Genomic DNA, 13851 nt, shown 5'->3' on the forward strand with positions numbered 1-13851 from the left:
TCCATGAGCCAGCTTGACGAAATCCGCATGCAGGTGATGTGGAACCGGCTGATCTCCGTCGTCGAAGAACAGGCGATGACGCTGCTGCGCACCGCTTTTTCGACCTCGGTGCGCGAAGCAGGCGACCTTTCCGCCGGTGTCTACAACGCAAAGGGTGAAATGCTGGCGCAGGCCGTGACCGGTACGCCGGGTCATGTCAACACGATGGCTGAGGCCGTGCTGCACTTCATCGCGGAAATTCCGCGCGACAAGATGTATCCGGGCGACACCTACGTCACCAACGATCCCTGGAAGGGCACCGGCCATCTTCACGACATCACCATGGTTTCCCCTTCCTTCAAGGGAGAGGAGCTGATCGGCTTCTTCGCCTGCACGGCGCATGTCGTCGATGTCGGCGGTCGTGGTTTCGGCGCCGATGGCAAGTCGGTTTATGAGGAAGGCATCCAGATCCCGATCATGAAGTTCGCCGAGCGCGGCGAGGTGAACAGGGATCTGTTGAAGATACTGCGCCTCAATGTTCGCGAGCCGAACCAGGTCATTGGCGACTTCTTCTCGCTTGCGGCCTGTAATGACGTCGGCCATCGTCGCCTGATCGAAATGCTGGACGAGATCGGCCTTCCCAATCTCGAGACGCTTGGCGCTTTCATCCTCTCGCGCACGCACACAGCGATCATGGAGCGGATTGCCGCCCTGCCGAAAGGCGCATGGAAAAACGAGCTTCTGACTGACGGTTACGACGAGCCGATCAATCTGGCCGCCGAGGTAACGATCAGCAACACGTCGGTCGATGTCGATTTTTCCGGCACGGACGCGATGAGCCGGTGGGGCATCAATGTGCCGCTGATCTATACGAAGGCCTATGCCTGCTACGCGCTGAAATGCGTTGTCGCCCCCGACATTCCCAATAATGCGGCTTCGCTTGCCGTCTTCAACGTTTCCTCTCCGATCAATATTCTCAACGCCGAGCGCCCGGCTCCGGTTTCTGTTCGGCACGTGATCGGACACATGGTGCCGGACCTTGTGCTTGGCGCGCTTGCAAAGGCGCTGCCGGGAAAAATCCTCGCCGAAGGCGCCGCAGCGCTATGGAACATCCATATTTCCGCCCGGCCGGTTGCCGGTGCACAGGGACGGCGCGCCGAGGTGCTGATGTTCAATTCGGGCGGCATGGGCGCGCGGCCGGGCCTTGATGGACTGTCTGCGACGGCCTTCCCCTCCGGTGTCCATACGATGCCGATCGAGGCAACGGAACATACCGGGCCGATTGTCGTCTGGCGCAAGGAATTGCGTCCGGATTCCGCCGGCGATGGCGAATATCGCGGCGGTCTCGGTCAGATCATCGAGATCGCGCCGGCCGATGGCCACGAGTTCGACTTCTCCGCCATGTTCGACCGCATCGGAACACCGGCGGCGGGTCGCGATGGCGGCGAACCGGGAAAGCCCGGCAAGGCCATGCTGGATGACGGAACATTGCTGCGGCCGAAAGGATGGCAGCATGTGCCCTCTGGACGCAGGCTGGTCCTGCATTTGCCGGGCGGGGGCGGTTTTGGCGATCCGGAAAAGCGCAGCGACGCGGCGAAGGCCGAAGATGTCCGCAAGGGTTATGTGACGGAGACGAAATGATGACGAGGATTGCAGACCGTCTTGCGGCGGTAAAACCTTCGGCCTCCATGGCCGTGTCGCAGGCAGCCAAGGATCTGGCCGCCACCGGGGTCGATGTGATCGATCTTGGTCTCGGCGAACCCGATTTTTCCGCCCCGGCGCATGTGACCGAGGCGGCATTCAAGGCGGCCCGTGAAAACCGGATGCTCTATACGGCCGCACCCGGCACGCCGGAGCTGCGCCGCGCCATCGTTGCCAAGTTCAAACGCGAGCACGGACTTGATTTTGCCCTCGACGAGATCGCCGTTGCCAACGGCGCCAAGCAGATTATCTTCAATGCTCTGATGGCGACCGTCAACGAGGGCGACGAGGTCATCCTTCCCGCTCCCTATTTCGTCTCCTATCCGGAAATGGCGAAGCTTTTCGGCAGCGTGCCGGTGACACCGGCTTGCGGCGCCGAAGACGGCTTTCGCCTGACGCCCGAAGTGCTGGAAGCAGCAATCACACCGAAGACGAAATGGCTGTTTCTCAACCTGCCGGGCAATCCGTCCGGCGCAGTGTACAGCGAGAAACAGCTTCAGGCCCTCGGGGTCGTTCTCGCCCGCCATCCGCAAGTTTTCGTCCTGTCCGACGAGATTTACGAACACATCATTTTCGATGGCCGCAGTTTCGTCAGCTTCGGCAAGGCCTGCCCGGGCCTGCGCGACCGCAGCCTGATCGTCAACGGCGTCTCCAAGGCCTATGCGATGACCGGCTGGCGTGTCGGTTATGCCGCTGGTCCGAAGGATATCATCAAGGCAATGTCGACCGTGCAGAGCCAGTCCTGCACATCGGTTGCGGCGGTGGCGCAGATCGCGGCGCAAGCTGCGCTCGAAGGACCCCAGGAAGAGGTCAGCCGCTTCCGTGAGGCGTTCGAGCGCCGCCGGGATCTCGTCGTGCGAGGGATTTCCGCCATCGAAGGCCTGACGCTCGATCCGCCGGAAGGCGCGTTCTACGCCTATATCGGTTGCGCGGCACTTATCGGTGCGAAGACGCCGGAAGGCGCCACGATCGCCAATGACAGCGACTTTGCAACCTATCTTCTTCGCGAGGCTCATGTCGCGGCCGTACCGGGTGCGGCCTACGGCCTGTCGCCCTTCTTCCGTATTTCCACCGCGACATCTGAAGTCATCCTCCAGGATGCTATCGCCCGCATTGCCGCCGCCGTTTCCAGACTGCAAAGCTAAGACAGGACCTCAAGGATCCCATGACAAAACCCTTCAAGACCATCCTGATCACCGGTGCGGCCGGACGGCTCGGCACCGAGTTACGCAAGGGGCTTGCGCATCTTGCAGACACGCTGCGCCTTGCTGATCGCATTGCGGTAGAAAACGTCCGCGCCAACGAGGAAGCGCTGACATTCGAACTTTCGGATGCAGCTGCCGTGATGAAGGCTGCCGAGGGTGTCGACGCCATCGTTCATTTTGGCGGCGCGCCGCTTGAGACGGGCTGGGCGACCATTCTCGATTCCAACATTCAGGGCAGTTACAATATCTACGAAGCCGCCCGGCAGAATGGCGTGAAGCGCGTCGTCTATGCCTCTTCGGTTCACGCCATCGGCTATCACGAGCTGGAAGCGCATATCGATGTCGACGCGCCGGTGCGCCCCGACAGCCTTTACGGCGTATCGAAATGCTTCGTGGAGGCACTAAGCCGGTTCTACTGGGACAAGTTCGGCATCGAATCCGCCTGCCTGCGCATATTCTCGTCGTTCCCGGAGCCTGCGGACCGTCGCATGCTTTGGTCGTGGCTTTCGTTCGGTGATTGCGTGCGCCTCGTCGAAGCCAGCCTGACGGCTCCGCGGATTGGACATACAATCAGCTTCGGCATCTCCGATAATAAAGTTAAGCCCGTGGACAATTCCCTGAGCGGCCACATCGGTTTTCAGCCGGAGGATAATTCCGAGCGATTTCGCGCCGATGTCGAGGGACGGACGGCGCCGAATGACCCCAAGGCGCCCGCCACACGTTATCTCGGCGGCTGGTTCGTCGATCTCGGACATCCTGACGATGAGGTCTCCAAATGAAAGACGCCTATGACGTGGTGATCGTCGGCGGAGCGGTCATCGGCTCCGCTGTAGCCTATTATCTCGCCGCCAATCCGGACTTCAAAGGCTCCATTCTGGTCGTGGAGCGGGATCCAACCTATCTGACTGCATCGACATCGCTGTCGTCGTCATCGATCCGCACGCAGTTCTCCAATCCGATCAACGTCAGGATCAGCCAGTACGGGTCCGAGGTGATCCGCAATTTCGGCGAGATGATGCAGGTCGGAGATGACAAGCCCGATCTCGGCTTCCATTCCGGCGGCTATCTCTTCCTTGCCAGTACGCCGGAGCAGGTGGAGATTCTGCGGGAAAATCACTTAGCGCAAAAGGCATGTGGCGCCGATGTCGTTCTCTGGAACAGGGATGAACTCGGTGAAGCCTTCCCGCACCTCAATGTCGTCGACATCGAACTTGCGTCCTACGGCCGGTCCGGCGAAGGCTGGTTCAACAATACCGGTCTGATGTACGGCTTCAAGAACAAGGCCCGCTCGTTGGGTGCCGAATATGTCACCGGCGAGGTGGTTGGGATCGGTCGTGAAGGCGATACCGTAACACAGATAACGTTGAAATCCGGCGCCGTGGTCAAGGCTGGTACAATCGTCAACGCATCGGGCCCGCGTGCCGCTTTGACCGCCAGAATGGCCGGTCTTCATATTCCGGTTGAACCCCGCAAGCGCACGCTTTTCGTCTTCGATTGTGCGAAAACGCCGGAAGGCACTGCTGCAGTCAACCAGGGTCGGTTGCCGCTGATGATCGACCCGAGCGGTGTCTTCTGCCGTCCCGAGGGTCGTTTTTTCCTGTCCGGCTGCCCACCCATTGAAGACCCGGCAGCGGACTGGGACGATTTCGAACCGCGCTACGAAGAGTTTGAAGAAATCATCTGGCCGGCCCTTGCCGAACGGTCAGCCGCTTTCGAGGCGATCAAGGTCGTGAACCAGTGGGCCGGTCATTACGACTTCAATACGCTGGACCACAATCTGGTCGTTGGCCGTCATCCACAGGTTCGCAACTTCATCTTCGCCAACGGCTTTTCCGGGCATGGCCTGCAGCAGGGACCGGCGACAGGGCGCGGCGTTTCCGAACTGATCGTTTATGGCGAATACCGGACACTGGACCTGACGGAAGTCGGCTTTGAACGCATTGTCGAAAATCGACCTTTCCTTGAAAAGGCGGTGATCTAATATAAAGCGCTTATCCGATGCACACAGCTCGGATAAGCGTCGGAAATCTCGTTTCGCAGCGGAGGTGAAATTGGCCGGGCAGCATATGCGACTTCCCCCTTTGAATGCGCTACGCGCCTTCTGGGCCGTCATGCGGCAGGGAAGCTTTCGTAGTGCTGCCGATGAATTGCTGGTCACCCCGCAGGCCGTGAGCCAGCAGATCAAGTTGCTGGAGGACATTCTCCATGTGCCGCTCTTCGAGCGCAAGGCGCGGGTGATAGAACCCACGGAACAGGCCATCGTGCTGTCCCATTTCATCGAGGCGGGTTTCGATGAATTCACCGAAGGCATTCGCCGCGTCACCAATTCCACTTATCGAAACCGTATCAATATCAATGTCAGCCCCTATTTCGCGACCCGCTATCTCATGGAGAGACTGGAACGATTCCGCGAATTGATGCCCGGCGCGGATATTCGCATGACAACCATGGTCAGCATCCGCGATTTCGCCGCTGACGAGGTGGACGTTTGTATCCAGTGGGGCTTCGGGGCCTGGAAGGATTACGATTGCCAGCTGCTGGTGCGTGATCCGAAGATCATTTGCTGCGCTCCCGAACTCGCTGAGCGGATTCGGGAGCCGAAAGACCTTACGGCGTTCACACTTTTACATCCCGTTATGGCCAGAAACCTGTGGGGCAAGGTGCTGAGACACCTGGGGCTGGAGCCGGCGGAAATCGCCGGCGAAATCGAGTTTCAGGATGCTGCCACCATGCGCCGGGGAACGGTGTCGGGTCTCGGCGTCGGGCTTGTGTCGAGACTTGATGCCCTGTCCGACATCAAGGCGGGCAGGCTGGCCGCTCCCCTGGGAATCGACCGGCTGGACGACATGGAGGAGCGAGATGTGCCCGGGTTCTATCTCGTTGTGCCGCGAGCCCACAAGCGGGTCAAAATCATCTCGACGTTCTGCGAGTGGATTTGTGCGGAGGATTGGTCCTCCAGACGTGAATTCGACTGATTTTTCCGCCCTCCGAAAACCGGAACGCACAAATGCGCCGACGCTTCTCTTGACGCGGCGATGCAAGATTTTGTCGCCTTGCTGCGTCAGCAGGGAGAGAAAGTAAATCTTGTCTATCGCTGTTGTTTCTTGGTTTGGTCAGGACCGCAAGTAATGCAGTCTTTCTTCTGGCCGGATGGACGGAGAACGACAGAAATCCCTCTCAAACGCGCCCTCGATTAAGCTCCTTTTCCCTGGTTGTCGCGACAGGCCCCGGGGATGGCTATCGCAACAAAAAGAGAGAGCAATTCTCCGGGCAGCTAACGGTCATTGGGCCAAACCAGAGGGATTTAAAAAATGAATTCTATTTCGAAGCTTCTTGCGGGCGCTGCTTTCGCGTCGGTTCTTGTCGTCTCCAGCGGATATGCTGCAGACACGATCAAGATCGGCGTTGCTGGCCCGATGACAGGTGCCAATGCCACTTTTGGTGAGCAGGTGTGGACCGGTGTTTCTGCCTATATCAAAAACGTCAACGAGGCCGGCGGCATCGATGGGAAGAAGGTGGAGCTGGTCAAGGGCGATGACGCCTGCGAGCCCAAGCAGGCTGTCGCGGTCGCCAATCGTTTTGTCGACCAGGACAAGGTGCAGGCGCTCGTCGGCCACTTCTGCTCGTCCAGCACCATTCCCGCATCGGAAATTTACAACGACGCCGGTATCCTCATGGTTACCCCGTCCTCGACCAACCCGATCGTCACCGATCGCGACCTCGAAACGGTGTTCCGTACCTGCGGTCGTGACGACCAGCAGGCCGTGGTTGCCGGCTCGTTCATCCTCGACACGCTGAAGATCGACAAGATCGCTCTTATCCATGACAAGGATACCTACGGTCAGGGCCTCGTGGATGCGTTGAAGAAGACGCTTGCCGATCGCAAGGTCGAGCCGGTTCTTTATGAAGGCCTGACGCGCGGTGAACGCGACTTCAACGCGCTCGTCACCAAGATCAAGAGCTCGGGCGCAAAAGCCGTCTATTTTGGCGGCCTCATTCCTGAAGCCGGCCCGCTCATCCGCCAGATTCACGAACAGGGACTGGACGTCGCCTTCGTCAGCGGCGATGCGCTTGCCCAGGCCGAAATCGTGACCGCAGCCGGCGGCGCGCAGAACCTCAAGGGTGTCTATTATTCGTCGGCGGCAGATCCAAAGGAAGATCCGGCATCCGCGGATGCACTTGCGGACCTCAAGAAGCAGAACATCGCGCCCGACAACTACACCTTGTTCGGTTATGCCAGCGCCCAGACCATCGTGGCGGCCATTCAGGGCACCAAGGATGGCAAGATCGAGGATCAGGTGAAATGGCTGCACGCCAACACGGTCAAGTCCGCGGTCGGTAATCTCGGCTGGAACGACAAGGGCGACGTGAAGGACTTCAAGTTCGTCTTCTACTCTTTCGACGACAAGGGCGCTCCGGTTCGCAACTAAACGATCCTGTTACCGGGGCCGGTCGGCATGGCCGAGCCGGCCCCGCCTGCGCAGGCAAAAACAATCAAAAAAGGGGTTCGCCATGGATTTTTACATCTTGGCGCAGCAGCTGATCAACGGGATCACGCTGGGCACCATTTATGGTCTCATCGCCGTGGGCTATACCATGGTCTATGGCGTCATTCGCATGATCAACTTTGCCCATGGCGACGTTTACATGGTCTCTGCCTACGTCGCGGCGATCGTGCTTGCCGTCATCAGCTTTTTCGGCATCCAGTCAGTGCCCTTCGCGCTGATATCCATTCTTGTCATCACCTGTTTTATCACGGCGGTCTACGGCTGGGCGATCGAGCGCGTTGCATACCGGCCTTTGCGCGGTTCGACCAAACTTGCGCCGCTGATCTCGGCCATCGGCATTTCGCTGATGCTGCAAAGCTATGTTCAAATCGCCCAGGGCGCCCGTGACCAGGGCGTTCCGATCCTGATACAGGGCGCCTTCCGCTTCGGTGGCGAAGAGCACTTTGCGCAGATTACCTATATGCAGACCATCATTCTGGTCGCATCGCTGGTCGCCATGGGTATCCTGACCTATGTGATCAATCATACGCGCATCGGACGGCAGTGCCGCGCGACCCAGCAGAATCGCCAGATTTCCGCGGTGCTTGGCGTCGATACCGATCGCATCATCTCCACCGTCTTTGTCATCGGCGCATCGACTGCGGCAGTCGGGGGCACGCTGGTGACGTTCAACTATGGCTCCTTCAATTTCTTCATCGGCTTTGTGATGGGTATCAAGGCCTTTACCGCCGCCGTGCTCGGCGGGATCGGTTCGCTCCCCGGCGCGGTGCTGGGCGGTGTTCTCCTTGGGCTGACCGAAGCGCTTTTCGCCGGTTACGTCAGCACCGACTACAAGGATGTTTTCGCCTTTGGCCTGCTGATCGTCCTTCTCTTCTTCCGCCCCTATGGCCTGCTCGGGCGGCCTGAAATCCAGAAGGTGTGAGGAGGCCATGATGAACACGCATGAAAACCCTCTGCTGAAACTCGGCAAGGAAGCCCTGCTGACCTTCTGCGTTTCGCTCGTGCTGGTTGGGCCGATTTCCGGCCTGGTGCTCGACGGCTTCACCTTCCGCAACGAACTTGTTCACGCGGTTCTGATCGCAGCCATCATTACCATCGGCAGGGTCGTGCTGTCAGTCGCCTCAATGACGCCGGCCGGCCGGCGTATCTCGGCGATACTGAGCCGCAGCGGCGGTGGCGTGACGGTGCGATCGGGGCAGGAGCGTTCGCCTGCTCTGCTCCTTGCGATCCTGTTTCTCGCCGGTCTCGCATTGCCTTTCGTCGCCGACAAATATTTTTTGGGTATTGCCATCCTCGCCCTGATCTACTGCCTGCTGGGTCTCGGCCTCAATATCGTCGTTGGCCTTGCCGGTCTGCTGGATCTCGGTTTCGTTGCCTTTTATGCGGTCGGCGCTTATCTCCTGGCGCTCGGCTCGCAATATCTCGGTCTCGGCTTCTGGAGCGCGCTGATTATTGCTCCGTTCCTGGCCGGCCTCTGCGGCATGATCCTCGCCTTTCCGGTTCTGAAGATGCATGGCGATTACCTTGCCATCGTCACGCTTGGTTTCGGTGAAATCATTCGTCTTGTGCTCAATAACTGGCTGGCCTTCACCGGTGGTCCGAACGGCGCACCGGTGCCACCACCGACCCTGTTCGGCCTCGAATTCACCCGCACGGCGCGCCAGGGTGGAACCCCCTTCCACGAGGCGTTCGGCATTCCCTACAATGCCGATTACAAGTTCTGGTTCATCTATCTGGTGCTGTTCCTCGTCGTCTGCGCGGTGATCTATGCGGTGCAGCGTTTGCGTGTCATGCCGCTCGGCCGCATGTGGGAAGCCCTGCGCGAAGACGAGATCGCCTGCCGCTCTCTCGGCGTCAATCACGTCTTCGTCAAGCTTTCCGCCTTTATGCTGGGCGCTTCGACCGGCGGCCTCGCCGGTGTGTTCTTCGCCGTCCATCAGGGCTTCGTGAACCCGACATCCTTCACCTTTTTCGAATCCGCGCTGATCCTCGCCATTGTCGTGCTCGGCGGTCTCGGGTCGACGGTCGGAGTGGTGCTGGCGGCTCTCGTCCTGACCATTCTTCCCGAGCTCCTGCGCGATTTCGCCGAGTACCGTGTCTTCGTTTTAGGCGTGCTGATGGTGGTGATGATGATCTGGAAACCGCGCGGCCTCGTCCGTGTCACGCGGCCGGCCTTCTTCCCGTCCAAGTCTGCCGAACGGGCGTCGTCTCCTGTTCTTGGCGCCAATGCGGAGGCAAGCCGATGACCGCACCGCTCCTTGAAGTTTGCAATGTCACGATGCGTTTCGGCGGCATCGTTGCTAACCGCAACGTCAATTTTTCCGTCGAAAAAGGCGCAATCACCGCGTTGATAGGCCCCAACGGGGCCGGTAAGACCACGATGTTCAACTGCATCACCGGTTTTTATCGTGCGAGCGAAGGCAATATCCTTCTGCATGGCGAGAACGGTGCGCAGGATATCGGCGAACTGATCGCCCGGCCGATTACCGGCGGCTCGCATCTGGCGACCCGTGCCGGCATCGCCCGCACCTTCCAGAACATCCGATTGTTTCGTGAGATGTCGGTGGTGGAAAACCTTCTCGTGGCTCAGCACCGGCAGACCGCCAACAATCTGCTGAGCGGTGTCTTTTCGACACCTGCCTATCGCCGCGCCGAACGCGAGGCGGTCGACCGCGCCTATTATTGGCTGGAGCGCATGCATCTTGCCGAGGATGCCAATCGGCTTGCCGGTGAACTGCCCTATGGCCGCCAGCGACGGCTGGAAATTGCCCGTGCCATGTGCACCTCGCCAAAACTGATCTGCCTCGACGAGCCGGCTGCCGGCCTCAATCCGGCGGAAACCAGGGAATTGTCCGAGGTCCTGCAGATATTGCGGGCCGACCATGACCTGACAGTGCTGGTCATCGAGCACGACATGGGGCTGGTGATGCGGATTTCGAACCATATCGTCGTGCTCGACCACGGCGAAGTCATATCCAATGGCACGCCTGACCATGTGGCAAATGATCCGGCCGTGATTGCCGCCTATCTCGGCGTCAGCGAAGAAGAGGTCCAGTGATGCAGCAAACCCCGCTTCTCGAATTCGTTGGCGTGCATACCCATTACGGGCCGGTCGAGGCCCTGAAATCCGTCGATGTGCATATCCATTCCGGCGAGATCGTCAGCCTGATCGGTGCAAATGGGGCCGGCAAGACGACGCTTCTGTCGACCATCTTCGGATCGCCGCGGGCAACTGGTGGCCGTATTCTTCATCGCGGAGAGGACATCTCGCGGTTGTCGACCCACCGGATCGCCAGACGCGGCATCGCATTGGTGCCGGAAGGCCGGCAGATCTATCAGGACATGTCGGTCGAGGAGAACATGATGATGGGGACGACGCCAATCGGGATGGAACATTTCAACGAAGACAGGGCGACGATGTTCGACCTGTTCCCACGGTTGAAGGAGCGCCGCAACCAGATGGCTGGCACCATGTCGGGCGGCGAACAGCAGATGCTGGCGATTGCGCGCGCCATGATGGCGCGGCCCGAACTGATCCTGTTCGACGAGCCCTCGCTTGGCCTTGCGCCGCTCGTCGTCAAGCGCGTGTTCGAAGTTCTGTCCGAGATCGCCAGCATGGGCAAAACGATCTTTCTGGTCGAACAGAACGCCAATCATGCGCTGAAACTGTCGCAACGGGCTTATGTGATGGTCAACGGACGGATCCATCTGTCTGGAGAAAGTGCAGCGCTTCTCGACAATGAAGACGTCCGCAAGGCCTATCTCGGCCTGCACTGAGCAGGCTCCGCGAGCAGGCTTTGCCATGCTGCATGCTTCAGTTGATACCGACCGAAATTTTCCCACCCACGCCTGAGGAAAGCCGCCGATGAAGATCCTTGTCCCCGTCAAACGAGTCGTCGATTACAACGTTAAGATCCGCGTAAAATCGGATGGTTCGGGCGTTGAGCTTGCGAATGTGAAGATGTCGATGAACCCGTTCGACGAAATCTCGGTGGAAGAGGCGCTGCGCCTGAAGGAAGCCGGCAAGGCCGAAGAGGTTGTAGTGGTCTCCATCGGTCCGGCCAAGGCGGAAGAGACGCTGCGTACCGCGCTCGCCATGGGCGCCGACCGCGCCATCCTGATCGAGACCGACGAGACGGTCGAGCCGCTCGCCGTCGCCAAGCTTCTGAAGGGTGTGGCGGAGGCTGAGCAGCCCGGCCTCGTCATCGTCGGCAAGCAGGCGATCGATGACGATTCGAACCAGACCGGCCAGATGCTGGCAGCATTGCTCGGCTGGGGCCAGGGCACCTTCGCCTCCAAGGTCGTACCGTCCGATGGCAAGGTCGCGGTCACCCGTGAAGTCGATGGCGGTCTGCAGACGGTTGAACTGAAGCTTCCCGCCGTCGTCACCACCGATCTTCGTCTCAATGAGCCGCGTTATGCTTCGCTGCCGAACATCATGAAGGCGAAGAAGAAGCCGCTCGACAAGAAGGCGCCGGCCGATTTCGGCGTCGATGTTTCGCCGCGCCTGAAGGTGCTGAAGACCGAAGAGCCGGCAGGCCGCAAGGCCGGCATCAAGGTCGGCTCGGTTGCCGAGCTGGTCGAAAAACTCAAAGCCGACGGCGTCCTCTAAGGTTTCGGAAAAGGGAGATATTCTTATGGCCATTCTTCTTCTGGCAGAACACGACAACGCAACCCTTTCCGACCTGACGGGCAAGACGCTGACGGCGGCAACGCAAATTGGCGGCGACGTCCATGTTCTCGTCGCCGGTTCCGGTGCAAAGGGTGCAGCTGACGCAGCGGCGAAACTTTCCGGCGTATCCAAGGTGCTGCTCGCCGACGACGCCTCCTATGCCAATGCACTGGCAGAACCACTGGCGGCGCTGATCGTTTCGCTTGCGCCTTCCTATGACGTCATCATTGCCCCGGCGACCGCCTCGGCCAAGAACGTGACGCCGCGCGTTGCGGCCCTTCTTGACGTCGCGCAGGTCTCGGAAATCATCGAGGTCGTCAGCCCTGACACCTTCAAGCGGCCGATCTATGCCGGCAACGCCATCCAGACGGTGCAGGCGACCGATGCGAAGAAGGTCATCACCGTGCGTCCGACCGCCTTTGCAGCCGCAGCCGAAGGCGGCTCGGCAGCGGTTGAAACCATTGGCGCTGCTGCAAACCCCGGCCTTTCCAGCTTCGTTTCCGATGCGCTGGCGTCGTCCGACCGTCCGGAACTGACATCGGCCAAGATCATCATCTCGGGTGGCCGGGCGCTCGGTTCCTCGGAGAAGTTCAAGGAAGTCATCCTTCCCGTCGCCGACAAGCTCGGTGCCGCCGTTGGCGCCAGCCGTGCGGCCGTCGATGCCGGTTATGCGCCGAACGACTGGCAGGTTGGCCAGACCGGCAAGGTGGTTGCGCCGCAGCTTTACATCGCCGCCGGCATTTCCGGCGCCATCCAGCATCTGGCCGGCATGAAGGATTCGAAGGTCATCGTCGCCATCAACAAGGATGAGGAAGCGCCGATCTTCCAGGTGGCAGACTATGGCCTCGTCGCAGACCTCTTCGAGGCGCTGCCGGAACTCGAGAAGGCGCTGTAGTTTCATCACGCCAACATGGAGGATTGCCGGAATGAAAATGCCATTTCAGATCAGCATCGATCATGCCGAGCAAATTCGAAGAAATGAAATCGCACCCGCCGTTGATGAAGCGAAGAAGCCTTCCCAAAACCGTAACTTGCCCGACAGAAAATGTGAGGGAATGCAGCAGGGTTTGTTTGCCCGCATCCGCCGATTTCTCAAGCATGTATTTTTGGACTGACCGCGCAAAATGGCAACTCCGTGCATTGCGCCCGAACGCGAAGCGATTGAATTCGACGTTGCGATCGTTGGCGCGGGTCCTGCGGAGGCACCTGCCACTGTGACAACGGGAGCGGGCAATGCAGGGTTTCCGATCCGCCGGCGGCTTGCAACGACTTAATGTCGCTGTTTTCAGCTATCCGAAATCTCTTCGTCCCGTTGCAACACAAACGCTCCGCACTGTCACTGGCAGGAACCGCCTCTCCTGATTTCAGGCTTCGACAGCTTCGCTGACATCATCCAGAAGAAAGTGCACGATCACATAGCGTGTCGTGTACTTCTGACCGCTATCGGAGACGCTTTCGATGCTGCCGCCGTCGGAGGGGTGCCATTTCTGGTAGTGGGGGTTGTTGGCGATCAGCGTAATCGCCTTGTCGGAGAACCTGCCGTTCAGCCGGTAGCGGGCCTCTGCGAGATGCCAGATATTTTCAAAATCCTGCTGGCTGATCCGGGCTTTCAAGGCCTTTCTGGATATTGTTTTTCCGGGCGAACCATCGTCATGCGCCGCCGATGGAATATGTAGGTCAACCTCTTCTGCACCGTCCAGCAGAAACGCAAATTCGTCTGGCCACATCCGTCTCACGTATCGCTCCTCCCAAAGCTTACCGCCCTACAGCGCCATCATGATAGCGC

Annotated in this window: 14 protein-coding genes; 13 read left to right on the top strand and 1 reads right to left on the bottom strand. The window is 59.5% G+C overall.

Features of this window, described 5'->3' with window-relative positions; translation table 11 throughout:
• Window positions 1-3: 3 nt before the first annotated feature.
• The 13 genes from CFBP4996_RS22250 to CFBP4996_RS22310 all read left to right on the top strand — a co-directional run bounded on the left by CFBP4996_RS22250 (window position 4) and on the right by CFBP4996_RS22310 (window position 13180).
• On the top strand, window positions 4-1620 hold the full coding sequence (locus tag CFBP4996_RS22250; protein ID WP_080853772.1) for a hydantoinase B/oxoprolinase family protein: 1617 nt from the start codon (window positions 4-6) through the stop codon (window positions 1618-1620).
• Window positions 1620-2825 carry a pyridoxal phosphate-dependent aminotransferase gene (locus tag CFBP4996_RS22255; protein ID WP_080854811.1) on the top strand — a complete coding sequence of 402 codons (1206 nt, stop codon included), beginning with the start codon at window positions 1620-1622 and terminating at the stop codon, window positions 2823-2825. Before CFBP4996_RS22250 ends, CFBP4996_RS22255 begins: the two co-directional genes overlap by 1 nt.
• Window positions 2826-2845: 20 nt before the next feature.
• The gene (locus CFBP4996_RS22260; RefSeq protein ID WP_059757528.1) at window positions 2846-3664 is read left to right on the top strand and encodes an NAD-dependent epimerase/dehydratase family protein; all 819 of its coding nucleotides are present in this window, start codon (window positions 2846-2848) and stop codon (window positions 3662-3664) included.
• On the top strand, window positions 3661-4866 hold the full coding sequence (locus tag CFBP4996_RS22265) for an NAD(P)/FAD-dependent oxidoreductase (protein ID WP_080853771.1): 1206 nt from the start codon (window positions 3661-3663) through the stop codon (window positions 4864-4866). The genes CFBP4996_RS22260 and CFBP4996_RS22265 overlap by 4 nt, the downstream gene beginning before the upstream one ends.
• 85 nt (window positions 4867-4951) lie before the next feature.
• Window positions 4952-5860: a LysR substrate-binding domain-containing protein gene (locus tag CFBP4996_RS22270; protein ID WP_080853770.1), complete on the top strand. Its 909-nt coding sequence runs from the start codon at window positions 4952-4954 to the stop codon at window positions 5858-5860.
• A gap of 336 nt (window positions 5861-6196) precedes the next feature.
• Window positions 6197-7315, top strand: a complete 1119-nt coding sequence (locus CFBP4996_RS22275) for an ABC transporter substrate-binding protein (RefSeq protein WP_080853769.1) — start codon at window positions 6197-6199, stop codon at window positions 7313-7315.
• Between the two features lie 82 nt (window positions 7316-7397).
• The gene (locus tag CFBP4996_RS22280; protein WP_059757520.1) at window positions 7398-8315 is read left to right on the top strand and encodes an ABC transporter permease subunit; all 918 of its coding nucleotides are present in this window, start codon (window positions 7398-7400) and stop codon (window positions 8313-8315) included.
• Window positions 8316-8322: 7 nt separating this feature from the next.
• Complete coding sequence (gene livM, locus CFBP4996_RS22285; protein WP_080853768.1) at window positions 8323-9639, top strand: high-affinity branched-chain amino acid ABC transporter permease LivM; 1317 nt, start codon at window positions 8323-8325, stop codon at window positions 9637-9639.
• Window positions 9636-10451 (top strand): ABC transporter ATP-binding protein, encoded by an 816-nt coding sequence (locus CFBP4996_RS22290; protein ID WP_080853767.1) that lies wholly within the window; start codon window positions 9636-9638, stop codon window positions 10449-10451. The genes livM and CFBP4996_RS22290 overlap by 4 nt, the downstream gene beginning before the upstream one ends.
• A complete protein-coding gene (locus tag CFBP4996_RS22295) occupies window positions 10451-11170 on the top strand; it encodes an ABC transporter ATP-binding protein (RefSeq protein WP_080853766.1) in 720 nt (239 codons plus the stop codon). Before CFBP4996_RS22290 ends, CFBP4996_RS22295 begins: the two co-directional genes overlap by 1 nt.
• 88 nt (window positions 11171-11258) lie before the next feature.
• Window positions 11259-12005: an electron transfer flavoprotein subunit beta/FixA family protein gene (locus CFBP4996_RS22300; RefSeq protein ID WP_003520827.1), complete on the top strand. Its 747-nt coding sequence runs from the start codon at window positions 11259-11261 to the stop codon at window positions 12003-12005.
• Window positions 12006-12030: 25 nt separating this feature from the next.
• On the top strand, window positions 12031-12960 hold the full coding sequence (locus CFBP4996_RS22305) for an electron transfer flavoprotein subunit alpha/FixB family protein (protein WP_080853765.1): 930 nt from the start codon (window positions 12031-12033) through the stop codon (window positions 12958-12960).
• Between the two features lie 31 nt (window positions 12961-12991).
• Window positions 12992-13180, top strand: coding sequence for a hypothetical protein (locus tag CFBP4996_RS22310; protein ID WP_059761246.1), 189 nt, complete (start codon window positions 12992-12994; stop codon window positions 13178-13180).
• A 249-nt stretch (window positions 13181-13429) separates the two neighbouring features.
• Here the strand turns inward: CFBP4996_RS22310 and CFBP4996_RS22315 are convergent, their stop codons facing one another.
• Window positions 13430-13792, bottom strand: a complete 363-nt coding sequence (locus CFBP4996_RS22315; RefSeq protein WP_020809082.1) for a hypothetical protein — start codon at window positions 13790-13792, stop codon at window positions 13430-13432.
• Window positions 13793-13851: the final 59 nt, after the last annotated feature.

The sequence above is a fragment of the Agrobacterium leguminum genome, assembly GCF_005144435.2.
Taxonomy (GTDB): domain Bacteria; phylum Pseudomonadota; class Alphaproteobacteria; order Rhizobiales; family Rhizobiaceae; genus Agrobacterium; species Agrobacterium leguminum.

Excerpts from the sequence above, each read along its gene's own strand:
- CFBP4996_RS22250 (WP_080853772.1), top strand. The coding sequence starts at position 4 with ATGAGCCAGCTTGACGAAATCCGCATGCAGGTGATGTGGAACCGGCTG.
- CFBP4996_RS22255 (WP_080854811.1), top strand. The coding sequence starts at position 1,620 with ATGACGAGGATTGCAGACCGTCTTGCGGCGGTAAAACCTTCGGCCTCC.
- CFBP4996_RS22260 (WP_059757528.1), top strand. The coding sequence starts at position 2,846 with ATGACAAAACCCTTCAAGACCATCCTGATCACCGGTGCGGCCGGACGG.
- CFBP4996_RS22265 (WP_080853771.1), top strand. The coding sequence starts at position 3,661 with ATGAAAGACGCCTATGACGTGGTGATCGTCGGCGGAGCGGTCATCGGC.
- CFBP4996_RS22270 (WP_080853770.1), top strand. The coding sequence starts at position 4,952 with ATGCGACTTCCCCCTTTGAATGCGCTACGCGCCTTCTGGGCCGTCATG.
- CFBP4996_RS22275 (WP_080853769.1), top strand. The coding sequence starts at position 6,197 with ATGAATTCTATTTCGAAGCTTCTTGCGGGCGCTGCTTTCGCGTCGGTT.
- CFBP4996_RS22280 (WP_059757520.1), top strand. The coding sequence starts at position 7,398 with ATGGATTTTTACATCTTGGCGCAGCAGCTGATCAACGGGATCACGCTG.
- livM (WP_080853768.1), top strand. The coding sequence starts at position 8,323 with ATGATGAACACGCATGAAAACCCTCTGCTGAAACTCGGCAAGGAAGCC.
- CFBP4996_RS22290 (WP_080853767.1), top strand. The coding sequence starts at position 9,636 with ATGACCGCACCGCTCCTTGAAGTTTGCAATGTCACGATGCGTTTCGGC.
- CFBP4996_RS22295 (WP_080853766.1), top strand. The coding sequence starts at position 10,451 with ATGCAGCAAACCCCGCTTCTCGAATTCGTTGGCGTGCATACCCATTAC.
- CFBP4996_RS22300 (WP_003520827.1), top strand. The coding sequence starts at position 11,259 with ATGAAGATCCTTGTCCCCGTCAAACGAGTCGTCGATTACAACGTTAAG.
- CFBP4996_RS22305 (WP_080853765.1), top strand. The coding sequence starts at position 12,031 with ATGGCCATTCTTCTTCTGGCAGAACACGACAACGCAACCCTTTCCGAC.
- CFBP4996_RS22310 (WP_059761246.1), top strand. The coding sequence starts at position 12,992 with ATGAAAATGCCATTTCAGATCAGCATCGATCATGCCGAGCAAATTCGA.
- CFBP4996_RS22315 (WP_020809082.1), bottom strand. The coding sequence starts at position 13,792 with ATGTGGCCAGACGAATTTGCGTTTCTGCTGGACGGTGCAGAAGAGGTT.